Source organism: Burkholderia sp. Bmkn7 (assembly GCF_041103175.1).
Lineage (GTDB): Bacteria > Pseudomonadota > Gammaproteobacteria > Burkholderiales > Burkholderiaceae > Burkholderia > Burkholderia cepacia.
The window spans coordinates 1,669,093-1,695,448 of the sequence record NZ_JBGCUH010000003.1; the positions used below are offsets into that span (position 1 = coordinate 1,669,093).

Annotated in this window: 18 protein-coding genes; 15 read left to right on the top strand and 3 right to left on the bottom strand. The window is 67.1% G+C overall.

The window, feature by feature from the left end; genetic code table 11:
• Positions 1-87 precede the first annotated feature (87 nt).
• The 12 genes from AB3K92_RS29330 (at position 88) to AB3K92_RS29385 (ending at position 18,842) form a co-directional block, all read left to right on the top strand.
• Positions 88-2,883 carry a type VI secretion system Vgr family protein gene (locus AB3K92_RS29330; RefSeq protein ID WP_369466380.1) on the top strand — a complete coding sequence of 932 codons (2,796 nt, stop codon included), beginning with the start codon at positions 88-90 and terminating at the stop codon, positions 2,881-2,883.
• 2 nt (positions 2,884-2,885) lie between these two features.
• On the top strand, positions 2,886-3,743 hold the full coding sequence (locus AB3K92_RS29335; protein ID WP_060218229.1) for a DUF4123 domain-containing protein: 858 nt from the start codon (positions 2,886-2,888) through the stop codon (positions 3,741-3,743).
• 118 nt (positions 3,744-3,861) lie between these two features.
• Positions 3,862-4,461: a DUF3304 domain-containing protein gene (locus tag AB3K92_RS29340; RefSeq protein WP_369466381.1), complete on the top strand. Its 600-nt coding sequence runs from the start codon at positions 3,862-3,864 to the stop codon at positions 4,459-4,461.
• Positions 4,458-6,860: a DUF2235 domain-containing protein gene (locus tag AB3K92_RS29345; protein WP_369466382.1), complete on the top strand. Its 2,403-nt coding sequence runs from the start codon at positions 4,458-4,460 to the stop codon at positions 6,858-6,860. The genes AB3K92_RS29340 and AB3K92_RS29345 overlap by 4 nt, the downstream gene beginning before the upstream one ends.
• Before the next feature lie 112 nt (positions 6,861-6,972).
• Positions 6,973-10,710, top strand: a complete 3,738-nt coding sequence (gene tssI, locus AB3K92_RS29350) for a type VI secretion system tip protein TssI/VgrG (RefSeq protein WP_369466383.1) — start codon at positions 6,973-6,975, stop codon at positions 10,708-10,710.
• Entirely contained in the window at positions 10,707-11,633 is a 927-nt protein-coding gene (locus tag AB3K92_RS29355) for a hypothetical protein (RefSeq protein ID WP_257249473.1), read from the top strand. Before tssI ends, AB3K92_RS29355 begins: the two co-directional genes overlap by 4 nt.
• Positions 11,634-11,670: 37 nt before the next feature.
• Entirely contained in the window at positions 11,671-12,072 is a 402-nt protein-coding gene (locus AB3K92_RS29360; protein ID WP_369466384.1) for a hypothetical protein, read from the top strand.
• Between the two features lie 69 nt (positions 12,073-12,141).
• Complete coding sequence (locus tag AB3K92_RS29365) at positions 12,142-14,958, top strand: type VI secretion system Vgr family protein (protein WP_369466385.1); 2,817 nt, start codon at positions 12,142-12,144, stop codon at positions 14,956-14,958.
• Positions 14,959-14,963: 5 nt separating this feature from the next.
• Complete coding sequence (locus AB3K92_RS29370) at positions 14,964-15,854, top strand: DUF4123 domain-containing protein (RefSeq protein ID WP_226166786.1); 891 nt, start codon at positions 14,964-14,966, stop codon at positions 15,852-15,854.
• Positions 15,851-16,237, top strand: coding sequence for a DUF805 domain-containing protein (locus tag AB3K92_RS29375; protein WP_369466388.1), 387 nt, complete (start codon positions 15,851-15,853; stop codon positions 16,235-16,237). The genes AB3K92_RS29370 and AB3K92_RS29375 overlap by 4 nt, the downstream gene beginning before the upstream one ends.
• Positions 16,234-16,713, top strand: coding sequence for a DUF3304 domain-containing protein (locus tag AB3K92_RS29380; protein ID WP_042973214.1), 480 nt, complete (start codon positions 16,234-16,236; stop codon positions 16,711-16,713). Before AB3K92_RS29375 ends, AB3K92_RS29380 begins: the two co-directional genes overlap by 4 nt.
• Before the next feature lie 5 nt (positions 16,714-16,718).
• Complete coding sequence (locus AB3K92_RS29385) at positions 16,719-18,842, top strand: DUF2235 domain-containing protein (protein WP_369466390.1); 2,124 nt, start codon at positions 16,719-16,721, stop codon at positions 18,840-18,842.
• Between the two features lie 53 nt (positions 18,843-18,895).
• Here the strand turns inward: AB3K92_RS29385 and AB3K92_RS29390 are convergent, their stop codons facing one another.
• The 3 genes from AB3K92_RS29390 to AB3K92_RS29400 form a co-directional block, all read right to left on the bottom strand.
• Positions 18,896-20,134 (bottom strand): transglycosylase SLT domain-containing protein, encoded by a 1,239-nt coding sequence (locus AB3K92_RS29390; protein ID WP_369466392.1) that lies wholly within the window; start codon positions 20,132-20,134, stop codon positions 18,896-18,898.
• Between the two features lie 237 nt (positions 20,135-20,371).
• A complete protein-coding gene (locus AB3K92_RS29395; protein WP_155644059.1) occupies positions 20,372-20,548 on the bottom strand; it encodes a hypothetical protein in 177 nt (58 codons plus the stop codon).
• Positions 20,548-21,708 carry a porin gene (locus tag AB3K92_RS29400; RefSeq protein WP_060060828.1) on the bottom strand — a complete coding sequence of 387 codons (1,161 nt, stop codon included), beginning with the start codon at positions 21,706-21,708 and terminating at the stop codon, positions 20,548-20,550. The genes AB3K92_RS29395 and AB3K92_RS29400 overlap by 1 nt, the downstream gene beginning before the upstream one ends.
• Positions 21,709-22,181: 473 nt before the next feature.
• On the opposite strand from AB3K92_RS29400, the gene AB3K92_RS29405 reads away from it, so the two are divergent.
• Genes AB3K92_RS29405 through AB3K92_RS29415 form a run of 3 tightly spaced genes read left to right on the top strand, consistent with a single transcriptional unit; the run spans position 22,182 to position 26,312 of the window.
• Positions 22,182-22,691, top strand: a complete 510-nt coding sequence (locus AB3K92_RS29405) for a sigma-70 family RNA polymerase sigma factor (protein WP_124842413.1) — start codon at positions 22,182-22,184, stop codon at positions 22,689-22,691.
• A gap of 3 nt (positions 22,692-22,694) precedes the next feature.
• Entirely contained in the window at positions 22,695-23,681 is a 987-nt protein-coding gene (locus AB3K92_RS29410) for a FecR domain-containing protein (RefSeq protein ID WP_369466396.1), read from the top strand.
• Positions 23,682-23,735: 54 nt separating this feature from the next.
• Complete coding sequence (locus AB3K92_RS29415) at positions 23,736-26,312, top strand: TonB-dependent siderophore receptor (RefSeq protein WP_369466398.1); 2,577 nt, start codon at positions 23,736-23,738, stop codon at positions 26,310-26,312.
• The last annotated feature ends 44 nt before the right edge of the window (positions 26,313-26,356 follow it).

Sequence of the window (26,356 nt, forward strand, 5' to 3'; positions counted from 1 at the left end):
TTGCGGTGCCGGCAATCGTGCATCGTCCCGTGTTCGTCGCAGCCTACGCACTTAAAAACGTCGAAATCCTGAGAGAGCGGGAATCGCATGAGCGTCATCAAGGAATTTGCGTCTCTATTCGGCGCATTCAATCGCCTGTATTCGCTGGACGGATCCGGCGCGCTTGCTGCATTTCAAATCGAGCGCTGGACCGGTCGTGAATCGCTCTCCGATCTCTTTCAATGGAACGTCGATGCGCTGTCGACGGATCCCGCGCTGGATCTCGACGCGATGCTCGGGCAGCGTGTCGCGATCCGCACTACGCTCGCGAACGGTACGACGACGCTGCGAAGCGGACTCGTCGCCGAGGCCGAGTGCATCGGTTACGACGCCGGCCTCGCTCGCTACCATCTCCAGATCGTGCCGTGGCTCGCGGCGCTCACGCATGCGCGTGACGAACGAACCTTCGTGAATCAGACGCTCGCCGACGTGCTCGACACGGTGTTCGCGCCGTACGCCGGGATCGCGCGGTGGCGCCTCACGCCGGATGCTGGCCGGCGTCTCGACGCGCTGGCGCCGGTTGCGTATCGCGTGCAGTACCGCACTCATACGCACTATGAATTCGTGCAGCATCTGCTGGCCGAGGCCGGCCTCGGGTTCTGCTTCGTCGAGGACGAGGACGCGCCCGCCGGGCATGCGATGCTGGTCTTCGACGACAGCGCGCAACTGGCCGAGGACGAGACGTCGGCGCGACGCGGCGGGGTGCCGCGCCGCTCGAGCGGGACAGCGACCGACGCCGACGACGTGATCCTCGGGATCGGGCAGTCGCTGTCGCTGACGGCCGATCGTGTCACGCTGATCAGCAGCGACTACCGCGCGAACCGCGCGACCACCGCGAGCACGGATCTCGGCCGGCCGAACGGACCGCGCGAGCTCTACGACGACGTCGGGCCGGAAGCGTTCGATACCCTGCGCGACGCGGAAGACACGGCCCGGCGCCAGGCCGATGCGATCGTGTCTCGCGCATGTTTCTGGACCGGCTACGGCACGCTGCGCACGGCGCGCGCCGGGCGTGCGCTGAAGCTCGTCGATGCCGGCTGGCAAGCCGTGCGCGGTACCGCGGCGCCCGAGGATTTTCTGCTGACGCACGTCGAGCACGTCGGGATCAACAATCTCCCGCCGACCGTCATGGAAGCCATCGAGCGGCAACTCGGGCCGCTGCCGGCGGCGAAGGTCGATCCGCGCGTGCTCCGGCATGCGCAGGCGGGCGGTTACGCGAACCGGTTCGAGGCGGTGCCGCGTACGCAAGTCTGGCGGCCCACGCTGGCGGACGGGACCGGGCAGCGGCTCAATCCGGTTGCGACGGCGCTGGGCGCGCAGACGGCGATCGTCGTCGGTCCGACCGGCAGCGTGCAGCCTGGTTCGACGGGGCCGGTGCATGCCGACGCGCAGGGGCGCTTGCGCATCCGGTTCCACTGGCAGGCGGAAGACGATACGGGCACCTATCCGACCCGCGCGATTCAACGGCTCGCGAGCGACGGGCACGGGCTTCAGCAGGTGCCGCGCATCGGCCATGAAGTTCTCGTGCAGTTTCACCACGGGCTGATTCACCGGCCGATCGTGCTCGGCGGCCTGTTCAACGGCCGCGGTGAAGGCGGTGAGTCGCCTTCGCCGGGCGGCGCGGCCGGGAAACCGCTCGACGCATCGATCTACGCGCAGGCGGGCGACCATGCGCCGAGCGCGCAGGGCAATCTCGCGAACGGGCTGAGCCCCGCGTGGCACGGCGCCGGCGGCGGCGCGGATCGCCACAATCACGCCGGCGCGCTGTCGGGCTTCAAGAGCCAGGGGTTCGACGGGCAAGGCCACAACCAACTGGTCGCGGACGATTCCGACGGCATGGGGCGCCTGCAGATGGCGACCACGCATGCGGCGACACAACTGAACCTCGGCCATCTGCGTCATCAGTCCGACAACTATCTCGGCAGTTTTCGCGGCCAGGGCGTCGAATTGCGCTCGGACGCGTACGGTGCGATGCGTGCGACGCGCGGCTTGCTGGTGTCGAGTTATGCGCCCTCCGGCGCCGCCCAGCCGGCGGGCGACGCCTCCGCGCTGCAGGCGCTGCTCGCGCGGCACGCCGCGCTGGTCGGCCGGTTCGACAAGACTGCCGATACCCACGGGACGCTGCCGTTCGCCGCGCAGCGCGGCGTGGAGCAGGCGGGCCAGTCGTCGCTGAACGGCAAGGCCGCGCCGCTCGACGCGCTCGCGCAGAGCTTCGCAACGACGGTCGGCGCGAACGGCTACGCACAGGCATCGGCCGATGCCGCGCAGCGATCGACGGGCAACGCATTGCCGCATACGGGCGACGCGGTGCTTGGGATCGAGGCACGGGGCGGACAGGGGTTGATCGCCGGGCAGGCGCTGCAATGGGCGGCCGGCGAAACGCTGTCGCTCGGCAGCGGTGCCGACTTCAATCTCGCCGCCGCGCAGCAGCTGCGCATTCACAGCGGGCAGGGCATCGGCTGGCTGGGCGGCGCGAGCCATGCGGACGGCGTCGGCATGAGCCTGATCTCCGGCAGGGACGGGCTGACGCTGCAGGCGCAGCGCGACGTGCTGGGCCTGCGTGCGCGCGACGGCCTGAAGGTCGCGTCCGCGAGCGCGGATGTCGAGATCGCCGCGAAGAAGACGGTGCATCTCGCGGTGAGCGGCGGCGCGCATGTGACGATCGAAGGCGGCGACGTCACGTTCGGCTGCCCGGGCAAATTCGTCGTGTATGCCGCGCAGCATGCTTTCGTGGGCCCTGATCAAATGAGTACGCCGTTGCCGCAGTTTCCCGAGAAGGTGTGCGTCGAATGCCTGCTGCACGCGATGCAGTCGGGCAGCGCGCTGGCGGGCAAGGCAATCTGAGCATGAAGATCGAACCGAGCGACTGGATCGACCGCTATCCCGACGACACGCCGGATCGGCTGAACGCGCTGTTCGAGCACGCGCCGGCCGGCGGCCGCTGGCATCTGCTGCTCGACATGGGTTTCGCACCGGCGCTGCGTGACCGGATGCCCGCGGTCGACCGCAACGATGCCGTCGTCGTGCTGTACGAAGGCGTGTACGACGGCGACGACCTGGCGGCGATCTCGCCGTGCCTCGCGCCGTTGCCTGTCGACGCGGCAGCGCGCGCGGCGATGCTCGAGACCGTGCTGCGCGAGACGTCCGGATGTCCGATGGTGAGCCTGTTGCGCGGTGCGCGCGATACGGGCGCGCTTGCCGCGCATCTGCGCGGGCAGATGGAGGCAAGCGCGGCGGCCGACGGCGAAGCGTTCCTGGTGCGTTTCGCCGATACGCGTTGCCTGCCGGCCTGGCTCGAGGCGCTCACGCCCGCGCAGCGTCGCCGCTTCACGGACGGCATCGACGCGTGGCATGTGTTCGATCGCACCGGGGCGCTCGTGGCGCTCGATGTCGACACCGCACGTGAAGCGGTGGCCGGCGAAGCGGGTGCCGGGCGCAGCGGCGAGCCCTACGTGCTCGACGGGGACCAGGTCGAACGACTGCGGCAAGCCGCGAAGATCGACACGCTGCTTTTTCATGTCCGCCAGCGTCCGGAGAGTTTCGGCCGGCTGCTCGCAACGCCGTCGCAAGCCCATGCGTGCGTGAGCGCGGCGTGGGCGCGGCACGACGGGCCGCCTGCGGCAGCGTCGCGGGTCGCGCTCGATGCGCTCGCGGCGGCCGGGTATCTGGCGACGGAGCGGGCGCCTGCCGCGTCGTCCGCATAGAACAAAGCGGGTTCGCGCGCATGCGAACGGCGACACGGACGTGTCTGCGCGGCATGCGACGGAGCACACTGTTGATAGCGATCCGCGCCGGACGGCGTCGGACAAGAGGATCAAAGAAATGAGTCTGAATGCCGGTTCCACGACGTTTGCCGCTCGGCTGCTGATGTTCATGGCCATCCTGCTGGGGACGGCAGGATGCTCGCGTGCCACCGATGTGTCGTTTGCGGCGTCGGGTGTGGCGGGGGGGGCGAGCGCGTCGGCCGAGCCCGACACGATGGGCTTGAAGCTGAATGCCCTCAACTACACCGACGTTCCGATCGGCGCGTTCTACGTCGACGGCACCTGGGGCGGGGCGGTTCCGGCTCGCGTCGGCAGCGGCGGCGGCGCGATCATCTGCTGCGTCGCGTTACCGAAGCAATGGCATCCGGGGTTGACCGTCAACCTGCAGTGGCGGGACGACAACCTGTACAGGAAGGATCCGAAGGCGCTCGCGAGCCGCGTCGTGCCGGTCGAGCGCTACGACGCGTTCTCGGACGGCTTCCTGTGGGTCCTGTTCTTTCCGCACGATCGAATCAAGGTCTATGCGTCGCAGTGGATGCCCGGTTACCGCGGTTTTCCCGAAAATCTTCAGGCGCCCGCCGAAGCGTGTCCGGGACACTTCACGTTGCGCAACGGCGATCCGCAGTGCCCGAATCCCGACAAGAGGATCACGCGATGAGTTTCCGCTTCGCGAGCGCTGACCGGCCCGACGTTGCGGTCGTCACCCCGGAGGAGCAGGACGCGATCATGCGCCGCCTGCACGACGACGACGGGATGAGCTGCTGCAAGACGCTGCACGTCGGCATCTTCTTCGACGGCACGCGCAACAACGCCGATCGCGATCGCGCCGGCGGCAAGCACAGCAACGTCGCACGCCTGTTCGACGTGTTTCCCCGCGACAAGTATCACAGCGCCATCTACGTGGCGGGCGTCGGCACGCCCTTCGTCGACGAGGTCGGCGACCAGGGTGTCGGGCTGCAGGCCGCGGCGGGCGCCGCGACGGGGTGGGCCGGCGAGGGGCGCATCAACTGGGCGCTGCTGCAGATCCACAACGTCGTGCATGCGCACGCGTTCGGCAATTCGCTGTCCGCGGCGCTCGGCAAGAGCGACAAGGCGCTCGCGAAGGCCGTCAGCGTCGACCTGAATTTCAAGGGCATCGATCTCGGCGGCACCCCGCCGAAGCCGGGCAGTCTCGGCGACATCAACGCGCGAGGCAGTTCGAGCGCCGGCGCGCTCAAGCTGATGGCGGCCGAGCAGAACGGGATCGAACTCACCTGGGATCGCGACACGATCTGGGCACAGCTCAAGGGCGAAGTCGATACGGCGAACTGGACCGCGACCATGCGCGCATGGGACGACAAGCGGCGCGCCGCGTTGCGGGCCCGTTGCGCGCAGTTGAAGGAGCGCGTCGGCGATCTGCTGGTCAAGGGCAAGCCGAAACTGCAGCGCATCCGCCTGTATGTGTTCGGCTTTTCGCGCGGCGCGGCTGAAGCGCGCACGTTCTCGAATTGGCTGAACGATGCACTCGACGCCGATTTCAGCCTGTGCGGCGTGCCGGTGTCGTACGACTTTCTCGGCCTGTTCGATACGGTCGCGTCGGTCGGCATCGCGCAAAGCACGGCCGCGACGTTGTTCGACGGGCACGGCGGCTGGGGACGCAAGGAACTGATGAGGGTGCCGTATTCCGTCCGCCGCTGCGTCCACATGGTCGCAGCACACGAGCCGCGCGGATCGTTCCCGCTCGACCTGATCGATGCGTCGATCGACGGGCGCGAGGAGATCGTCTATCCGGGCGTCCATTCGGACGTCGGCGGCGGTTATGGACCGGGCGAGCAAGGGCGTGGCACGGGCGATGCGGACAAGCTGTCGCAGATACCGCTGCTCGACATGTATCGCGAAGCGCGCAAGGCCGGTGTTCCGCTCGACATCAACGGGCCCGGTGTCGCCGCCGAAGCGGCTGCGGCGTTCGCGATCTCGCCCGCGCTCAAGCGCGCGTTTTCCGCCTACGTGAGAACGAGCGCGGACTACTACTACGCCAGGGAACACGGCACGCCGGGGCTGATGCGCGCGCACTACGGGCTGTACCTGCGCTGGCGCAAGATGCGCCTCGACAACTTGCGTACGCAACCATCGTTCCTGGCCGCCAAGGCCGCGTATCCGCAGGATGCCGTCGACCTCGACAGCGCGAACGAGGAACTGCGGCTCGAATGGCACGACCTGCTCGAGTGCGAGAAGCAGGGCGGCCCGACCGTGGGACGCTACGCGGGCAACGCGGTCAGCAAGAAGCTCACGCAGAACCCGAAGGCGGCCGCCGTCATTTCCCCGGCCGTGCTGCCGATCGTCCAGGGCCTGCAGTCCGCGCTTCCGCTCGTCGGTCCGGTGGTACGCGCGAGTGCGAAGCGCGCCGAGGATTTTTTCCAGTTGCAGCTCGACGAGAAGTGGCAACAGTGGCTCGAGGTGCGGGGCGACTGGAACATGGGGCCGCCGGAGGCGCCGATCAGCGCGCTGTACGACAACTTCATGCACGACTCGCGCGCGTGGTTCAAGCCGCTTGGCGACGACGACGACGTCTGGAACTACAACCAGATCAAGGCGCTGAAAACCCGTCAGGCGGAATTCGAGCGCGAGCACGCGGCGTGGCGGAAGCGTCGGCAGCTTGGCCAGCCGGGGCCGTCGCAGATCATGCAGGTGATGGGCGCGAGTGCGCTCGGGCTCGGGCCCGGGGTCAGCGCGGTGCAGGAGCCCGAACCACGTTCGCCGCTGAGCGCACGGCAGGCCGATATCCTGAAGCGCTACGACGCCGCGCAGCAGGCCGCGCAGAAGGCACGCGCGGCCAAGGACGCGAATGCGCCGACCGACAGCGCCGTGCTGACCGATCCCAATGTCACGGGCGGTCTCGCGTTGCAGGATTCGGGGCGCGAGTTTTCGTTCGTCTGGGGTTACCTGCGCTGGCGCACCGTCTACGTGAACGGCGTGCGCTGGGATGCGCCCCACGTACCGAGCGTGCAGGAAGAAATGGAGGCGCAGCGCAAGATGCTGCAGTACAAGGTCAACATGAACGGGATCTTCCCGCAATGATGCGGCGTACTGTCTCCCGCGTGCGGCGGCCGCTCGCCGTTGCACCGCAGAACCGATTCGATACGAACCAGCCGACGCGAAACGCATTCGCGCGCGATTGCCGAGAAACGACATGGATCTTGTTGCCGCATTAACGGGGTACGGGCAAGCGACCCGCCATATCCAGATCGATACCGCGATGCCGGGGGCATTCGTGGTCGAGCGCTTTCACGGTCGTGAAGGGATCAGCGAATCGTTCCGGTTCGAGATCGACGTGCTGTCGAGCGAGCCGTTTCTCGATCTGGCGCCGCTGATCGGCAGCGCCGTGCGGCTGCGCCTTGCGACGGCGGCGGGCGAGCGCTGCTGGAACGGCTACGTCACGCATGCCGCGTATGCGGAGAGCGACGGCGAGTTCACGCGCTACCGGCTCACGATGGAATCGTGGCTCGCGCTGCTGCAGCTGCGCCGCAATTGCCTGTATTTCGTCGATCTCGACGTCGAGGGCATCTGCGAGCAGGTGTTCGGCGATTACCCGGAAGCGCATCGGCGCTACGAGCGAGTCGAGCCGCTGCGTGCGTTTCGCCTGCGCGGCCAGTATCGGGAAACCGATCTCGATTTCGTGTTGCGGCAGCTGTCGGAAGCCGGGTTGTCGTTTCGCATCGAGCACGGGCAGGACACGGGGAACGCACCGTCGGGCGATCATACGGTCGTCGTGTTCGACCGCCACGCACGGCTGCCCGACGGCAGCGCGATCGCATTCAATGCGCTGGACGTCGGCGATCCGGACGGCGTGATGACGCAATTCTCCGATCGGCGTCAGCTCGTGCCGGATCGGGTGGTGACGACGAGCTGGAAAGCCAGCGAGCTCGTTGCGCTGGCCGGCCAGGCGCAGCAGCCGGCCGACGCCGACGCGCCGCTGCTGCCGGTGCGGGAAGTCTACGACGGCCAGCGTGCCGGCCGCTTCGACACGAGCGGCGACGCGCAGCGTTACGCCGAGCAGCGTCTCGACGCGCTGCAGCTCGCCAAACGGGTTTACCGTGGCGGCGGATCGTCGCGCACGCTCGAGGTCGGCAGGGTGCATACGCTGAACGATTATCTGAGCGGCCCCGTGCGGTTCGTGCCGCTGTCGATCGAGCATGAGGCCGTCAACAATCTCGGCGCGCAGATCGGGCAGCTGTTCGGACGCGGCGAGCTCGAGAAGGGCCTGTATCGCAACCGCTTCGTCGCGGTGCCGGAAGGCACGCCGATCGTGCCGCCGCATCGCGACCGGCCGACGGTGCATGGCGTGCAGACCGCGATCGTGGTCGGCGAGCCGGGCGGCCGCGTCAGCAGCACGCGCGATCACCAGGTCCGCATCCAGTTTCCGTGGATGCGCGGTGTCGCGCCGCTGCCTGGCGGGCTGACCGATACGGCGAGCCGCTCCAATCCGGCCGGCCATGCGCCGGGCGACCATCGGTCGGGCATCCTGGTCCGCGTCGCCGAACAGGCCGCCGGGCCGAATTTCGGCCATGCGTTCGCGCCGCGCGTGGGGGCGGAGGTGGTGGTCGGCTTCGAGTCCGGCAACATCGACGCGCCCGTCGTCCTCGGCCAGGTGTACGGCGGCCGCGTGCGACCGCCGTTCTCGGCCGGCGAAGGCAGCGACGCGAATCATTCAGGATCGCTGACGGGCCTGCAGACGCAAACGCTCGACGGGCAACCGGGCAGCCGCTGGGTGATGGACGATGCGGCCGGGCAATTGCGCCACGAGCTGAACAATTCGACTGCCCGCACGCGCCTCGCGCAGGGTTATCTGATCGACCAGCAGGGCACGATGCGCGGCGCCTATCGCGGCGAGGGTTTCGAACTGGCGACGCAGGGCTGGGGCGTCGTGCGGGCCGGCGCGGGCGTGCTGGTATCGAGTACCGCGCGTCGGTTCGGTGCGTCGACGCAGATGGACGTCGCCGAACGCGTGGAGCAGTTGAAGGACGCCGAGAAAACCGCGCAGGAACTCGACCGGGCGGCCACCGGCGCGATGGCAGTCGGCCTGAGCGCGAACGCGGCGCTGACGGATTTCCTGAAGGCGATCGATCCCGCGCAGGACGGCAAGTATGCGGGGAGCGTGGGCGGCCAGAGCGCGACCAAGCCGAGCGGCACGCAGCGCGACGGCGGCGATCCCGTCGAGCGATTCGCGACACCCGCGGTGCTGATGGAGTCGCCGGAGAACATCGTGGTGACGACGCCGGACAGCGCGGTGTCGTATGCGGCGCAGCATGTTCATGTGACGTCGCAAGGCGACGCACACGTGGGCGCCGGTGCGACCGTGGCCGCGGCGACGGGCGATGCAGCAAGCCTGTACAGCGTGGCGGGCGGGCTCAAGGCGATCGCGGGCGAAGGGCCGGTGAGCGTCGAGGCGCACGCGTCGACGATGGAGATTCTCGCGGACCAGACCGTGCGCGTGACGTCGACCGACGAGCGCGTCGACGTGCTCGCGCAGGATGCGATCGTGCTGCAGCAGGGGCCGAACCGGATCACGCTGAAGGGCGGCGACATCATCGTCGAGACACCGGGGCAGTTCGCGGTGAAGTCGGGCGGGCATCCGTTCCCGGGGCCGCGCGCCGCGAGCGTGAAGCTTCCGGCGCTGCCGGTGTTGCCGCAGGGCGACCCCTGCGACTTCCTCGTACAGGCGCTGGCGGCGAGCCCGGCGGGGAGAGGGGCGGTGGCGGCGGGGGGCAGTGCGGCGGGGGCGGCAGGCGGGGCGGCATGGAGCGGGGCAGCGTCGGGCGCGACGGCTTTGATGGCCGACATGCCGGCTCCGGGAGCAGGTAGCTTGCCGCTTGTCCCGCAGGCGTTGGCAGGTGAGTCGAGTCGATCCATGCCTGCACCGGTACCCGCTTCGTCGGGACAAAATGCGGCGCCCGGCCCGTCGCTCGGTTATTCGACTCCGCCGCCGGTGTCCAGCGAACTGGAAGGCATGCCGAAGAAAGGCCCGGCTGCGCAAAGCGGGCCCTGCAATCTTCACGTCCCCGCGATTCCCACCGAGCTTCATACGGTCGATGCCGGATGCGTCAGCTATTTCCAGACGGGAGAGGACGGCAAGGCGGTACTCAAGGACAAGAAGCGAATCTGGCTGAATTTTTCCGGCACGGAGGATTCGTACGACATCGGATACGCTCCCGCGACGGCGACCGTGACGGCGACCGTCTATATCAAGGTCAACCTGAAGGACCAGTACTGGATCAATAACGGGGCCGTCTACATGGATCCATCGACGGGCAAACCGTTCTCGGTACCGTTCAATAGCGATGGAATCCGTAAAGACCTGGTGATTAAGATCGTGGACCGGCCGGGTGGGCTGGCTCCCATATCGGGTTTCAAGAAGCGCATCGAGGACGGGCTGAATAGAGGGAACTATTCGATGCAGCCCAAAAAATGCCCGCTTGGCAGTGCATGTACATGCAAGGTCAAGCTGAAACTGGAAGTCGAACTGGTTCAAATTGGGCGATGCCATGCGGAGGTCAATCTCTATCCGCTGGTAACGCGAGCCAACTCGGCGAATTGGGGGGAAGTGCAGGTCGAGTGGGACGAAGAACAGAAGCGGTATGTCCCGGTGTCGCCCCAGCATGCGCTCGTACATGAGACCGGGCACCTGTTCGGCTGGCCGGATGAGTACTTTATTAACGGCGGCGCCGTGTTCGGAAGGTACATCAATTCACGACATCTGGTCGACCTGAAAATGGCGCAACTTGACGACAACTGGCAGCGCACGACCGAGACGAACGTGATGGGTCGCGGAATGTTCACGGAAAAACCGGAAATTCCGAAGTACTACATGTATGGCTTCCGTGACTGGTTCAACAAAAAAACCGGAATTGACTGGGAAGTGCTGAAATGATGCGTTCTTTCCTTTTTTTTATGGTGTCGATGATTTCTTTCGGAGTGGTGGAGATGGCGCTCGCACATGATCGTCCGGATTATTTCGAGATTCGTAGCGGACAGGGACAACTCAATCCTTCGCCATCGATGGTCTTCACGGCCGATGGTCGAACGGTGTCGTACTTTTCGCGTGGGCGGGACATCGACCCGATGCCGCCATCGAGTTACGTCGGAATCGGGAAATATACGGCGGATCTCACGGGAACCTATCGCCAGCATGTCGATATGGTCAAGGCGACGTTGAGCAGCAGGAAAATCCCCCAGATCCGCGAAATCAACAAGGGGTCCGTGCTCGTCTATTCGTTCGACAAGGACGGCCACCATTACGAGGGCACGTACAACTATCAGTTCGACGATCAATTCAACGAGAACCTTTCGGTGCTTTATGACCTTGCCCACGATCTGCTGGCGCATGGCACGCCCGAGATCAATCTTCATCCGGAATTTTCGGTGCGGTCCACGGCAGAACATCTGGCTGTCGATGTGACGCTCGCGAACGATGGCAAGCAGGACGTGACGGTTGACGGCCCGGATCACTGGTCGCCGGATCTTGCGAGACCCGATCTGCAATATATGCAGATCGGTGGCGGTAGCGACAACGTTCGATTCCGCGTCAGGCTGGTCAGCAAATATCTGAACGACACATCGCGTCGTAATCGGCGCGAAATCGTCGTCAAGCCCGGTCAGCCCGAGAAGATGGAATTCCTCGTGCCTTACGCGGATCTGACCTATGACGCCAATTCGCCGATGCGCCGTGTCGAGCCCGGCACCTACGTCTTCGCCGGCAAGATGAACGTCGACATCCTGCGTCCGCAGGAAATGGACGGACGGATCTTCACGCCGACGAATCGGTTGGAAAACGTGAACCTGACGGGGAAGTGACCCTGACGTGATGCGCGTTATACGAATCCTGGTGTTGGTGGCATTGCTTCCCTGCGCGACGGACATGGCGTCTGCGCGGGACGAGCATGGTCATTTCGAAATCCGGAGCAGCCCGGGGCAGATCAAGCCTGCGCCTCCATTGGGTTTCACGTTTGACGGCAATCGTGTCGCCTACTATTCGCATGGGCTGGATCTTGATCTCATGCCGCCGGCGAAGTATGTGGGAATCGGAAAATACACGGGAGAACTGAACGATCGTTACCGGCTGGAAATCGAGCAGATGCAGCGGATTCTGGCCAATAACGAGATCGCTTCGGTTCCGGGCCGGAATGTCGGATCGGTCCTCGCATATTCGTTCGATCGGAAGCCCTCGGAAATGAAAGGCAAAGCATTCATACGGATGGACAAACTGTCCGACGTCGATTTGACCGAACGGTAATGCGTAACCCGATGCTTCGACTCCAGGAACTGAACGTACCACCCCCCGCGAACCCCGAACCCACCCATCATGTCGACCCAATCTGACCTCATCCAGGCGTTCTTCCGCGGCTGGTCGCAGCACGACCGGTTTCTGTGGCTGACCACGCCGCTCGGCGCGGACAAGCTCGTCGCCGAGAGCCTGCACGGATGGGAGTCGCTCGATCGCGGCGGCTTCCGGTTCCAGGTCACCGCGCTGACCGAGCGTCCCGACGTGCCGCTCGACAAGCTGATCGGTGCGCCGATCCTGATCGAATGGCAGGCCGCCGACGGGCAGGACGCACGGCGCCCGTTCCACGGCCATGTGATGGCCGCGGAGCTCGTCGGCTACAACGGCGGGCTCGCGCGCGTGCAGCTCGTCGTCGAACCGTGGCTCGCGCTGCTGCAACAGCGCGTCGACAGCTACAACTTCGTGAACGCGAGCGTGGTCGAGATCAGCGAACAGGTTTTCTCGCACTACGCGCGTGGCGCGGTCGCGCCGTCCTGGCGCTGGGCGCTCGCCGACCCCACGCGATATGCGAGCCGCAGCCTGACCGCACAGGCCGGCGAATCGGACTTCGCGTTTCTCGAACGTCTGTGGGCGGAAGAGGGCATCTTCTACTGGTTCGAACACGAGGGCGACGCGCAGTCGACGAACCTCGGCAAGCACACGCTCGTTCTCGCCGATACCAACCAGCGTTTCGACCCGGCCGAACCCGAGGTCGTCGGGTTCCACCAGACGAGCGACGGCGATCCGCGCGGCGGCATCCGGCACTTCCTGAACGCGCGCCGCTGGCGCATCGGCAGCGTCGCGCGCGCCAGCTGGGATCATCGAAGCCTGTCGACCCGTCCGTCCGGCGTGCGCGCGAACGGCGCGGTCGTGCCGGGCGAGGATCGCGACGTCGCCGGCCCGTACGCGTTCCAGACCACCGGGATCGGCGAACAGCGCGCACAGCAGCAACTCGACGCGCAGCGCGTGGCGGCGCTGCAGGCCGAAGGCAGCGGTACGCGTCGTGATCTGCGGCCGGGGCTGCACTTCGCGATGTCGCAGCATCCGTCGCTCGATGCATCGCGCACGTTCGTGTGCCTGCGTGTCGAGCACGACGCGCGTGCGAACGTGGGCGCCGACGTGCACGGTGCGATCGCGCAGCGACTGGGCGAGATTCCGTCGATGCCCGACGCCGCACCCGGCGAGGCAGTCGGATACGGCGGCGCGCAGGCGCTGCATGCGGCAATCGACGCCACGACGCACGCTGGCGGCGCGCTCGTGGACGGCAACGAGGTGTACCGGAACCGCTTCGCCGCGTTGCCGTTCGACCAGGCCTATCGGCCGCTGGCGTCGAACGGGCACGGTGCGCGCGTGCATCCGGTCGCGGTGATGCCGGGCGCACAGACAACCGTCGTGGTCGGCGCGGGCGATCCGGTTCACACCGAACGCGATCACCGGATCCGGATCCAGCATCACGCGCAGCGTGGGCAGAATTCCGCGAGTCGCGAAGCGCATCCGCGCGCGGCGAATGCGCCGGCCGATCGTGGCGCCGGCACCTGGACGCGCATGGTGACACCGGTCGGCGGCGACAACTGGGGTGGCGTGAGCGTACCGCGCGTCGGCCAGGAAGTCTGGACCGAGTGGCTGGAAGGCCAGCCGGACCGGCCGGTTGCGGTCGCCGCGCTGTACAACGGGCGGGGCAACGCCGACGCGCAGCACAATGCGCTCGCGGGCGGCCCGAGCGGCAGCACGGCCAATGCGGCGGCGTGGTTTGCCGGCAACGACCATGCGGCCGTGCTGACCGGCTTCAAGACGCAGGACATGAGCGCGAGCCAGACCGGCGCGGGCGGCTCGCGGCAATTCATGCTCGACGATACGGCGGGCCAGTCGAGTGCGCGCCTTTACACGACCGATCACGGCAGTGGCCTGACGCTCGGCCACATCAAGCAGGTGCAGGACAACCGGCGTCTGGCCGATCGCGGCTACGGCGCCGAATTGTCGACGCAGGCGGCCGCTGCGCTGCGCGCCGGTGCCGGCCTGCTGATCAGCACGGCGTCGGGCGTGAACCAGATGGACGCGAGCACGGCGAGCCAGGTGCTCGCGCAGCAACGCGAGATGCTGCAGGGGCTCGCGGATTTCGCGCGCAAGCAGGGGGCGGAGCCGGGTGTGAGCACGGCGCAGCCCGGTGTCGCGAGTGCCGGCGCGAGCGCCGCGTCACCGCTCGCGGCGATCGACGGGCTGCAGCAGAGCGAGGCGGCGATCGGCGCGACGCGTGAAGGCAATGGCGCGGGCGGTGCCGGCGGCGGCGGTGCGGTGGCGTGGCAGCATCCGCATCTCGTCGCGCACGGCGAGGCCGGCGTCGTCGCGATGACCGCGCGAAGCCACGTGTGGGCGTCGGGCACGCAAACCGCGCTGAGCGCAGGACGCGACGTTCAGGTTACGGTCCACGGCAAGTCGAGCATCGTCGCGAAGGAAGGCATCGCGCTGTACACGCACGGCACCTCGGGCGGCAGCCGCCCGGTGCCGGCCGTCGGCATCGCGCTGCACGCGGCGACGGGCGCCGTCACCGTGCAGGCGCAGAACGCCGGGACGCTCGACGCCAATGCGCAGCGCGCGGTGACGGTGTCGAGCGCGCAGGCGAGCGTCGCGCTGCAGTCGCCGAAGCGGCTGCTGCTGACGGCCGCCAACGCGTTCCTGAAGATGGAAGGCAACGACATCGTGATCGGCGCGCCCGGCAAGGCGACGTTTCATGCGGCCCAGCACACGCTGGCCGGGCCGCGTTCCGCGAACGTGCAGCTGCCGTCGATGAACAAGCCCGCGTGCGTCGAATGCATGCGGGATCTCGCGCATCGCCACGAAGCGATCGCCACGCGCGGGTGACGCCGATGACAACGCTGCTTCAGACCTGGGAAACGACGGCCGCCGCGGAGCACACGGCGTTTCCGGATACCCATCGCTATCTGCTGGCCGATGCTTCTCAACTGCCGATCAACGCGGCGCCGTGGCGAGAGCTGATCGCGCAAGGGCAGGTTCACAACCTGCTCGCCGGTCAGCCGGAAGCGAGCAACCCGGAAGTCTGCGCGCTGGTGTGCGACTATCGTGCGCCGCACGTGCCGGCGTTGCTCGAACGGCAGTTCGCGCGGCGGCCGTTCGCGTTTCTGTCGCTGGTCAGCATCTATCCGCTCGACGAACTCGCGCCGAAACTTGGTATCCGGACGCGCGTGACGTTGCCCGACGATCGCGACGGCCTGCTGCGGTTCTACGATGCGGCGGTGTTCCAGACGCTGGCCGGCGCACTGTCCGGGTCGCGCTATCAGGCGCTGTTGTCGCCGTGCGTGTCGTGGACCTGGGTGTGTCGCGATGGAACCGTCGGTACGGTGCGGCATCCGCGCCGGCACGAGCGGATCTTCTACGCGCGCGTGGACGCCCGCGAGCTCGACGCATTGCGCCGCGGCAGCCGGCCGGACGCCGTGCTGGCCGAGTTGCGGCGCAACGGCCGGATCCCGGCCGACGCGGATCCGTTCGACACATACGCGCGCATGCTCACACTGTTCGGCATGCTGGATGCACAGGGGCTGAACGACGACAGGCTCGCCTACCGGATTGGCGCGACGCTCGCGATGGTCGGCCACGTGCGGCTCGACGATGCGAGTGTCGCCGAGTGCATCGCCGCGCATCGGCACGATCACGACGCGTTGTGCGACGCATTGCTGGATCGCCTGCTCGAGCACGGCGAGGCAGCGAATGCCGCGACGGAACAGGAGGCGCAGCGATGAACGTGCCCGCGCTGTTTTCGTTGCGCGGCCGGGCCGGGCGCATGCAATGGTGGAGCGTGACGGTGCCGTTGCTGGTCGCCGGTTCGGTGTTCGACGCGCTCGCCGATCTGCCCGCCGCGCAGCGTGCGCAGACGATCGTCGGCCTTGCCGGATGGGCATTCGCGATCGTGATGATCTGGCTGCTGGTCGCGGTGTCGGTGCGGCGCTGGCACGACATCGGCAAGTCCGGGTGGTGGACGCTCGTCCATGCAATTCCCGTCGTCGGCGCATTCGTCGCGATCGCGATGAACGGGTTCGTCCGTGGCGACGACGTACATAACCGGTTCGATCCGCCGTCGCGCGGTGAAGGCAACAACGACGCAAGTTTGCGAGGGTATCGATGAAATTCAGGGCAGGGATGCACGTTTTGGCGCTGGTCGGGCTCGGTGTGCTCGCCGCATGCAGCAAGCACGGCGTCGACGTGTCGGCGGAGCCGCATAACGTGTGCGTCACCGGATACAACGAGTACGGCCGTAAGCTGCACGAATTCTGGCTCGACAACGAGCACAAGTCCGGGTGCTTCGGCAATCCGGCGGCGCGCGAGGACGGCGAGGCATTCGGCGGCGGCGGCGGCTTTGCGTGTGGCTGCAAGGTGACGCCGGGGCAGAAGGTGAAGCTGTACTGGGAATTCGCGCAACCGCTGGCCGACATTCAGCGCGGCATCCAGCCGGAACGCAAGACGATCGACGTGACCATTCCGCAGCCGGAATCGCCGACGTCGCGCTATCTGCGCGTGTATTTCCGCAAGAACGGTACCGCCGAGCTGCAGTGGGTCGACGACATGAACGCACCCGAGCTCAAGCCGACCCAGGAGAAGTGAGCGCCATGGCCGAAATCAACCTGAAGAAGGATGCCGCAAGCGCGGAGACGGATCGCGTCAAGGCGGAAGCCGAGCAGATGTGCCCCGCATGCGAGCACATGCTGTGGGTCAGCTTCTATTTCGACGGATTCGGTTTCGGCGACAAGGAAGGACCACGAACCAATATCCTGAAGCTGTTCAACGCCGCATACGACAAGAAGAACAAGAACATGCGGCGCTTCTACTATCCGGGGCTCGGCGCCGATTTCGACCCGGAAGCCGGCGTGCTTCGGCAGGTATTGAAGGACAAGGCGCTCGACACCGCCGGCGAAAAGGCCGGCGACAAGCTCAAGGAGATGACCGTCGACAAGGCCAAGGAGAAGGGCATGAAGACGGTCGAGGACGCGTGGAAGCAGAGCGGCAGGAAGGGAAATTCCACGCTGAGCGGCCGCGTCGGCGACACGGTCGGCACGGTGTTCGACAAGGCGAAGGAAGGCGTGGGCGACGCACGGAAGCGGCTCGAGCGAGCCGTCGCGCGGCCGGGGGCGGAAAAGAACCGCGCGTTGCGTTACCTGAAGCGCGAATGGCGAGGGTTCTGGCGCGATGTCGTCAAGTATCCGTACCGGATTCCGAAGACGGTCCTGAAGGAGGTCGGCAAGGAAACGCTCGGCGCGCTGGCCGAGTCGTTCCAGCTCTCGCGCGACACGAAGCTCGGCGCCGCGCTGTTCAATACCGGCGTCGATACGCGCCTGAAGGCGGCGGACGAAGATTTCAAGGCGGCCGTGGCGGGCGCGAAGCAGGCGGGCACGATCAACAAGATTCATGTCGGGATCTTCGGTTACGACATGGGCGGCGGCCTCGCGCTGGCCTTTGCAAAACAGTTGCTCGAGGAAACCTGCAAAGGCGGGAAGTACGACGGCGTGGCGGTCAAGATCAAGTTCATGGGCTTGTTCGACTGCGTGACGAACCGTTTCGACGACAACCTGCTGACGGGCTACATTCCGTTGAGCAACGCGGTGTCGTCGGATCTGATCTTGTCGCCGGACATCGAGAAATGCGTGCACTACGCGGCCGCGCATGAACTGCGCGTGTACAAGCCGTTGACGATGCTCGGCGTCGATCCGGCCGACATGCGCGGCAGGCGGCAGGAGCGCCTCTTTCCCGGCGCGCAGGTGGACGTGGGCGGCGGCGCGATCGAAGGCGAGGACGGCATTTCCGACAAGCTTGCGCGTGTGCCGCTCGAGATGATGTACCACCGCGCATACGGCGCGGGCATTCCAATGCCGAGCCTGACCGCGCTGGCGAACGAGGACGGCGCACTGTATCAGCAGATCGTCGCGCCGCAGGAGGTCCAGGCCTTCCAGCTCGACTACCGGGTGACCGTCAAGAAGCTCGTGGCGACGACGCGCGAGATTCCGCCGCTGTCGCCGCTGGGTGCAGGCATCGGCTATCCGTCGGCGGCGCCCAGGCCGTCGACCGGGCCGCTCGATTTTCTCAATCCGAAGCCGCTGCCCGACATGACGGACGGTTGCCGTGTGCCCGACCGGACGCCGCCGCGCCCGGTCGTCGTGACCGACCTGCCGAAGGACATCCAGGGCGAGCTCAAGGGCCACATGGTCGTGTACATCCAGTGGCTGCGCATGTGGTACGACCGGGCCGAGAATCGCGCGGCCGCGACACAGCGCAAGCCGGGGTGGCTCGGTGGCGCGGCGAATCCGCTGGCGTACGGCCGTTACGAGAAGCTGGTGCGCGAAATCGACTACCAGAAGCAGCACGGCACGCGCCCGGGATACGGGTTCGATCGGAAGCAGGCGATGAAGCAGCTCGACGGCGAGTTGCCGGCGTCGATGTTCAATACCGACCCGCAGGCGCAGGCGCTGTTCTGGCTGTGGAACAATCCTGGCGAGCGCCTGCCGCAAGTCGAAGCGATGTATCCGCTGTTCGTGAAGCACGTGCACGACAGCATGGCCGAGAGCGATATCGAGGCCGTGTGGAGCCACCTGGTGTCGATCAAGAACTACATGAATACGCGGGCGATGCAGAAGATCGCGACCGCGCCCGACAAGTCCTTCCTGGATCGCGTCGCGGACGTGTACCACTCGCTGGTGTCGACCGTATCCGCACCGTCCGGCACGACGGTCGTTCGATAGTCGGCCGGCCGCCGACCCACGCCGGCCGCCGACGCGCGGCCGGGGCCCGTGCGTTACTTCGAGATGTACCAGAGCGCGTCGGTGCTGACGCGCGCGGCCGGCTTCGTCGTGGACGGCACCTGAGGCGTCGCAACGGGGGGCGGCGTGTTCGACGTCACCGCGGTGGGCCACGTCGCCGGCGTAGTCGACGGGGGCGATGCCGTCGACGCATTGGCGGTACTCGCGGTCGGTGCCGAACCCGACGTCGACGCCGTGTCGATGTACCAGAGCGCATCGGACGATGCGGTCCGCCTGGTCGACGCATTCGCTGCCGCCTGATTCGCAGCCGGCGCGGCGGCAGCCGTTGCCGCCGTCGCGCCCGAACGCGGCGTTCCCGCCGCAGCCGTTGCCTGCGCCGTCGTCCCGGCTCCGCCACGCTGCGCACGCGCCTCGAACGGCCCGAGCTGGAAGATTAACGTTTGCGCGGGACGCGTCAGGACGGCATACGGGAACTGCAGCTCCCACGACATCAGCACGCGGCCCGACGACGTTTCGGTGAAGATCGCCGGCAGGTGCTTCATGTCGCTGAACTGCACGTAGACCCGTGCGCCGTCGTCGAACACCTGGGTCGGCTTGGCCTGATCGGCCCCGGTGACCGTCCAGCCGAAGTTGTACGTGCCGGCCGGGCCGGCGGGGCCGCCCTGCGGGGGCGCCGGCGGCGGAGCCGACGAGATCGTGCGCGGGCGCGTGACCTGCTGCGGGGCGGACACGCTCAGGCTCGCGAACGGGTTGTACGCCTGGGCCTGTTGCGGCGGCGTAAAGGACGGTGGAAGGATGGGCATGGGAGTATCCGGCGAATCCGGCATGGTCCGGATTGCATCATAGACCTTGCGCGCATACGCGAGGCGCTTGTCGGGCGACGCGGAGTTGTACGCGCCGATCGCGTTCCAGTTGGCGCCGAGCTGGCGGATGTTCTGCGACAGGATCCACGCGCCGACATACGCGTTCGTGCACGCATCGAACAGGCTCTCCCGCGTGATGCCTTCGCGCGCGAGCGTCGGCAGCCAGGTGCTGTTGATCTGCATCAGCCCGATGTCGACCGTGCCGTTCGTGTTGGTGTTGACGGCGTTCGGGTTCATGCCCGACTCGACCTGTGCGATGCCGCGCATCAGGCTGACGCTCACGTGCTGGAACGCGGCCGCGTCGTCGAGGCAATCGGCCCGCGCGACGCCGTGCAGCGCGCACGACAGCGCAATCGTCGAGGCGATTTTCAGCGTTTCTCGGCTGATCGAACGGGTGGTCTGACGCGGCATGGCAGGATGGGGCGGAATCCGGGCGCCCGGTGCAAGGAAATTACGCGAGACGCGAAGTTTGCCATAGCGAGCAGGCAAATGGCTCGCGTCAAACTTTCCTTTGCATTTGCCCATGCGCCCGACACGCCTTTTTATCGTGTCCGATCACGGCGTGCGGCGAAGCATTATCGGTAAATATGGCCGGATTTCCCGGTGAATGGCGGGGCAATGGCGGCGCCGGAATACTGACGCATCGCGTCATTCGTCCCGGGAAACCGGTGCTGAATCAAACCGGATGAAAATCGGCAGGCAGCCGATATCCGTGGTGAAACGGGCGACGAAAAGGCGATCGGGAAATACGCCGGCGGCCGGTGCCGCCGTATCGGCCGATGCGGATTCGGCCGGCCGCACGGTGGGCAGCCGGCCGTTCTGCATCAGAAGCGGTGACGCAGGCCGAGGTTGACCATCGTCTGCGAGCTCGTGCCCGCGTAGCCGTACGAACCGATCGACGCCTGCGCGCCCATCGAGCCGCCGTTGCCGTCGCCGGTCCGGCCGCTTGCGTGCTGGTACGCGGCTGTCAGGTAGACGTCGGTGCGCTTCGACAGGTTGTAGTCCGCGCCGGCCGATACCTGGTGATAGGTGGCCGACGTGTCGCCGCCCGAGCGCGTATAGCTGTAGCCGACGCCGACCAGCAGCGCGTTCGTCGCCTGGTAGTTCACGAAGCCTTGCCCGGTGTTGTAGTGCTCGTTCGAGTTGAATACCGAGCTCGCATCGCGGCGGTACTGCGCGTTGCTGTAGCCGACGCCGAACGTGAACGGGCCGGCGACGTACTGGCCCGCGATGCGCGCGATGCCGATCGAGTGCGCGCTCGCATAACCGTTGTTGATCGGGCCGTCGAAGGTGCCGTCCGACGAGCTGGTCCAGCCGTTGCGCAGCGTGTTCGACGCGGGGCTGTTGGTCGCGTGGAAGTACCCGCCCGCGACGCTGAACGGCCCGTTGTTGTACGACACGGCGGCCGAATACGATTGCGCGGCGCCGGTGCTGCCGGCGATGCCGCCGAACGAATACATCGCGGAGAACTGCAGGCCCGCATAGACGGCCGACGTGTACTTCACCGCGTTGTCGACGCGGAAGCTGTTGTCGTAGTTGTCGACGTCGCCGGGCGTCGCGAACACGCTGCCGAGATAATTGTCGGCGGTGATGCCCTGCACGAGATCGACGAGCGGATCGTACTGGCGGCCGAACGTGAGCGTGCCGTAGCGGTCGCTCGTCAGGCCGACGAACGCCTGCCGACCGAACATGCGGCCGCCCTGGCCCTGCCGGCCGTTGCTCGGGTCGAAGCCGTTCTCGAGCTGGAACAGCGCCTTCAGCCCGCCGCCGAGATCCTCGGTGCCTTTCACGCCAAAGCGGCTGCCGGCCAGGTTGCCCGCGCTGCTGTTGCCGAGCATCCACGCGTTGTCCTTGCCCTGCGCATGGTTCACGTAGGTGATCGACGTGTCGATCACGCCATACAGCGTGACGCTCGACTGCGCATGCGCGACGGGTATCGCCGCGAATGACGCGATCGAAATCAGCGAGAGGGTCGTGCGTTTCATTTCATCTCCTTGCGCATTGGCTTGTGTTCGTGATCTGGAATGGCAGGAGACTACCGAGTGCGATTAAAACGGAAAAACGAAATTCTCTTTTGTGGCTTGAGGCAGACAGGGATGTGCTCCAGTCTCGACGATCGAGGGATTTGAATTATTGAAAATTACGTATCAATTGATTGTCATTTCGCGATTTGGCCATTCCGGCTTGCATATCCCGCGATAATTTCGATCGATTCGACGGGGAGTCGAGGTGGTTCGGATATTGTTATCGATCCGTCAAATAACTATTTAATGAATCGATTTGGCCGCGGTGTAATGAATGTGTTAACGACGCATCGGGCGACGGCATCGCGGCGGCGTCTCCCTTCCTGTCGCGTTGTCGTGGCGTGCGTGGCACGCCGGTCGTCGACCTGGTTTTGTATATAATAATCATTCTCATTTACAAGATCGTTGACGCCTGCGCACCCCGGAACCCGGCCATGTCTGCTGACCAGCTGTCTCTCCATCGAGAAATCGACGCCCTCTATTCCGGCCACCACGCGTGGCTGCGCGGCTGGTTGAGCCGGAAGCTCGGTTGCGCGCACCGCGCGGCCGACCTGGCGCACGACACCTTCATGCGCCTGCTCGCACGCGACGAGCCGATCGGCGCCGACGAGCCGCGCGCGTTTCTGACCACGGTCGCGCAGCGCGTGCTGAGCAACCACTGGCGGCGCGAGCTGATCGAGCGCGCGTATCTCGATGCGCTCGCGCAGCGCCCCGAAGCGTATGCGCCGTCGCCGGAGGAGCGGGCCGTCGTGCTCGAGACGCTGCTCGAAATCGACCGGCTGCTCGACGGCCTGCCGCTCGCGGCGAAGCGTGCGTTCCTGCTTGCGCAACTCGACGGGCTCACGCAGGCCGAGATCGCGCGCGAACTCGGCGTGTCGCTCGCGACGGTGAAGCGTTATCTCGTGAAGGCCGGCACGCAGTGTTTCTTCGCGATGGCGGCCTGACCGATGGCCGCCCCGGGAGCGCCGGCGGTGCCGCCGCAGGTTGCGCGTCGCGCGGTCGAATGGTGGGTCGACCGGCAGGCCGGCCGCACCGGCGAAGCGTTCGACGCCGCGCTCGCGCGCTGGCGCGCGGAGGATCCAGCGCACGACGCGGCATGGCGCCATATCGAAACGATCCAGCAGAGGTTGGGCGGGCTCACGGCCGGGCTCGACCCGCAGGCCGCGCACGCGGCGCTGCTGTCGCCGCGTGCGGGCCGCCGCCGCGCGGCCGTGAAGGCGCTGGCCGTGCTGCTGTTCGCGGGCGGCGCCGCATGGATGGCCGAGCCCGCGCGGCGCGCGGCGATCTGGCCGGCGGACCTGCGAACGGCGGTCGGCGAGCGGCGCACGGTGACGCTCGCGGATCGCACGGTCGTCGTCCTCGATACCGACACGGCGCTCGACGTGCGCTTCGACGCCGCCGCGCGCCGCCTGCGCCTGCTGCGCGGCACGATCATGGTGACGAGCGGTCACGACGATCGCGTGCCCGCGCGGCCGCTCGTCGTCGCGACCGCGCAAGGCGAGTTGCGGCCGCTCGGCACACGCTTCGCGGTGCGGCAGCGCGACGGCGCGACGCGAATCGAAGTGTTCGCCGGTGCCGTGCGCGTGCAGCCGGACGACGCGGCGGCAGGCGCGCGCGTGATCGCGGCCGGGGAGGGCGCGGATTTCACGCGCGATGCGATCGGCGTGCAGGCACCGCTCGATGCGTATGCGTCCGCGTGGACGGGCGGCATGCTGGTCGCGTCGCGCATGCGGCTGGCCGACCTCGTCGCCGAGCTCGACCGCTATCGCCGCGGCAGCCTGCGCTGCGCTGCGGCCGTGGCCGACCTGCGCGTGTCGGGCACTTATCCGCTCGACGATCCCGCGCGTGTGCTCGACACGCTGAAGGCGACGTTGCCGATCGATGTGCACTACCTGACGCGCTATTGGGCGACGGTCGTGCCGGCCCGTTCCTGAGCGTGTCGAAAAAAATTTCCGCCGACCTGAGCTGTTTCTCGATGTTCGCGTGACATGGGTAATGAAAGCAGCACTGGCCCATCGTCCACCGACTTCCCGATCATGGTTTCCATCCGTCTCACGTATCGGCGCCGTCCGGCGCCCGACCGACATCTGCCGCGCGCCGCGCGCCCGGCCGCACCCGCCGCGCCCGGGCACCTCGCGCGCCGGCTCGCCGGTGCCGTGCTGGTGTCCGCGCTGCTGCCGCTGCCCGCGCTGGCCGACACCGGCACCGATGCGGCGCCGGCCGCGCAGCGCGCGGCACGCCGTGCGTTCGACATTCCGGCCGGGCCGCTCGAAGCGGCGCTGAACCGGTTCGGCCGCGACGCGGGCATCCTGCTCGCGTTTCCGGCCGAGCTGACGGCCGGCCTGACGAGCGACGGCGTGCAGGGCCGCTTCGACGTCGACGGTGCGCTCGACCGCCTGCTGGCAGGCACGGGGCTCGTCGCGTGGCGGCAGCCCGGCGGCGGCTACACGCTCAAGCGTGCGGACGGCACGGTCGCACGACCCGTGGCGGCCGGCGTGGCCGCGGGCGCCGAGTTGCCGGCGATCACGGTGCGCGACAGCGCGCTGCGCGCCGAAAGCTATCGCGCGCCGAAGGAGGCGGGCGTACTGCGTTCCGACATCCCGCTGCTCGACACCGCGCAGGCCGTCAACATCGTGCCGGCGCAGGTGCTGCGCGACCAGCGTCCGCGCAATCTCGACGACGCGCTCGGCAACGTCAGCGGCATCACGCAGGGCAACACGCTCGCGGGCACGCAGGACACGATCATGAAGCGCGGCTTCGGCGGCAATCGCGACGGCTCGGTCATGCAGAACGGGATGCCGCTCGTGCAGGGGCGCGCGTTCAACGCGGCGGTCGACAGCGTCGAGGTGCTGAAGGGGCCGACGTCGCTGCTGTATGGGCTGATGGACCCGGGCGGCGTGGTCAACGTCGTCACGAAACAGCCGCAGCTCGTGCGCTACAACGCGATCTCGCTCGGCGCGTCGACGTTCGGGCACGGCAAGAACGGCGGCAGCGCGACCTTCGATTCGACGGGGCCGGTCGGCGATTCGCGGCTCGCGTACCGGCTGATCGTCGATCAATCGAACGAGCAGTACTGGCGCAACTTCGGCGAATACCGGCAGACCTTCGTCGCCCCGTCGCTCGCATGGTACGGCCGCGATACGCAGGTCGTGGTGTCCTACCAGTACCGGACCTTCCATTCGCCGTTCGATCGCGGCACGGCGCTCGACCCGCGTACCAACGCGCCGCTCGACATTCCCGCGCGGCGGCGCCTCGACGAGCCGTTCAACAACATGGACGGCGAATCGCACCTCGCGCAGCTGAGCGTCGATCACCAGTTCAACGCGGACTGGAGCGCGCATCTCGGTTACAGCTACAACCGCGAGACCTACGACGCGAACCAGTTGCGCACGACGGGCGTCGATCCGGTGAAGGGCACGCTGTCGCGCAGCAACGATGCGACGCACGGCTCGCTCAGCACCGACAGCTACGGGATCGGCTACGTGAACGGCAAGCTGACGCTCGGCGGGATGCGGCACGACGTGCAGGTCGGCTTCGATACCGAATACCGTCGCATCTACCGCAAGGACATGCTGCGGCAGGCCGTGAAGACGCCGTTCAGCTATGTCGATCCCGTCTACGGGCTGCTGCCGCCGTCGAGCACCGTGTCCGCGAGCGACAGCGACCAGACCGACACGCTGCACGATGCGTCCGCGTTCGTGCAGGACACGATCCACCTGACCGACAAGTGGATCGTGTCGGGCGGGCTGCGCTACATCACGTACAACCAGGTCGCGGGGCGCGGCCGGCCGTTTACCGCGAACACCGATCTCAGCGGCTCGAAGTGGCTGCCGCGCGCGGGCGTCGTCTACAAGTGGACCGATACGTTCTCGCTGTACGGCAGCTATTCGCAGTCGCTGAAGCCGTCCTCGTCGATCGCGCCGATGACGGGCTACATCATCGACGGCGCGACGCCGCCCGAGGAAGCGACCGCGTGGGAAGTGGGCGGCAAGCTCGACCTGCCGGGCGGGATGACGGGCACGCTGGCATTCTTCAACATCGACAAGAAGAACGTGCTCGTGTCGCAATACAACGACGCGACCAAGCTGACCGACTGGCGCACGTCGGGCAAGGCGCGCTCGCGCGGGATCGAGCTCGACGTGTCGGGCCGAATCGGCGAGCGCGTGAACGTGATCGCGAGCTACGCGTACATCGACGCGAAGACGACCGAGGACCCGCTTTACGCGGGCAACCAGCTGTGGAACGTCGCGCGCCACACGGCATCGCTCGCGGCTGTCTACGATTTCGGCACGCTGGCCGGCGGCGACGACCTGCGCATCGGCGCGGACGTGCGTTACGTCGGCGCGCGGCCCGGCGATTCGGCGAACAGCTTCACGCTGCCGTCGTACGTGCTCGCCGACGCGTTCGCGACCTACGACACGCGGATCGGCAAGCAGAAGCTGTCGTTCCAGCTCAACGTGAAGAACCTCTTCAACCGCACCTACTACCCGTCGAGCGCGAACCGTTATTTCGTCGCGATCGGCGATGCGCGACAGGTGTCGCTGCTCACCACGCTGCAGTTCTGACCACGCAATCGCCGCGCGGCCGTCACGGCGGCGCGCGGCTTCGG

What these genes read in the sequence shown, in the direction of transcription:
- AB3K92_RS29370 (WP_226166786.1), top strand. Translation starts at nt 14,964, where the DNA reads ATGACAACGCTGCTTCAGACCTGGGAAACGACGGCCGCCGCGGAGCAC.
- AB3K92_RS29380 (WP_042973214.1), top strand. Translation starts at nt 16,234, where the DNA reads ATGAAATTCAGGGCAGGGATGCACGTTTTGGCGCTGGTCGGGCTCGGT.
- AB3K92_RS29340 (WP_369466381.1), top strand. Translation starts at nt 3,862, where the DNA reads ATGAGTCTGAATGCCGGTTCCACGACGTTTGCCGCTCGGCTGCTGATG.
- AB3K92_RS29405 (WP_124842413.1), top strand. Translation starts at nt 22,182, where the DNA reads ATGTCTGCTGACCAGCTGTCTCTCCATCGAGAAATCGACGCCCTCTAT.
- AB3K92_RS29355 (WP_257249473.1), top strand. Translation starts at nt 10,707, where the DNA reads ATGATGCGTTCTTTCCTTTTTTTTATGGTGTCGATGATTTCTTTCGGA.
- AB3K92_RS29400 (WP_060060828.1), bottom strand. Translation starts at nt 21,708, where the DNA reads ATGAAACGCACGACCCTCTCGCTGATTTCGATCGCGTCATTCGCGGCG.
- AB3K92_RS29330 (WP_369466380.1), top strand. Translation starts at nt 88, where the DNA reads ATGAGCGTCATCAAGGAATTTGCGTCTCTATTCGGCGCATTCAATCGC.
- AB3K92_RS29395 (WP_155644059.1), bottom strand. Translation starts at nt 20,548, where the DNA reads ATGCAGAACGGCCGGCTGCCCACCGTGCGGCCGGCCGAATCCGCATCG.
- AB3K92_RS29385 (WP_369466390.1), top strand. Translation starts at nt 16,719, where the DNA reads ATGGCCGAAATCAACCTGAAGAAGGATGCCGCAAGCGCGGAGACGGAT.
- AB3K92_RS29335 (WP_060218229.1), top strand. Translation starts at nt 2,886, where the DNA reads ATGAAGATCGAACCGAGCGACTGGATCGACCGCTATCCCGACGACACG.
- AB3K92_RS29390 (WP_369466392.1), bottom strand. Translation starts at nt 20,134, where the DNA reads ATGCCGCGTCAGACCACCCGTTCGATCAGCCGAGAAACGCTGAAAATC.
- AB3K92_RS29410 (WP_369466396.1), top strand. Translation starts at nt 22,695, where the DNA reads ATGGCCGCCCCGGGAGCGCCGGCGGTGCCGCCGCAGGTTGCGCGTCGC.
- AB3K92_RS29415 (WP_369466398.1), top strand. Translation starts at nt 23,736, where the DNA reads ATGGGTAATGAAAGCAGCACTGGCCCATCGTCCACCGACTTCCCGATC.
- AB3K92_RS29365 (WP_369466385.1), top strand. Translation starts at nt 12,142, where the DNA reads ATGTCGACCCAATCTGACCTCATCCAGGCGTTCTTCCGCGGCTGGTCG.
- AB3K92_RS29345 (WP_369466382.1), top strand. Translation starts at nt 4,458, where the DNA reads ATGAGTTTCCGCTTCGCGAGCGCTGACCGGCCCGACGTTGCGGTCGTC.
- tssI (WP_369466383.1), top strand. Translation starts at nt 6,973, where the DNA reads ATGGATCTTGTTGCCGCATTAACGGGGTACGGGCAAGCGACCCGCCAT.
- AB3K92_RS29375 (WP_369466388.1), top strand. Translation starts at nt 15,851, where the DNA reads ATGAACGTGCCCGCGCTGTTTTCGTTGCGCGGCCGGGCCGGGCGCATG.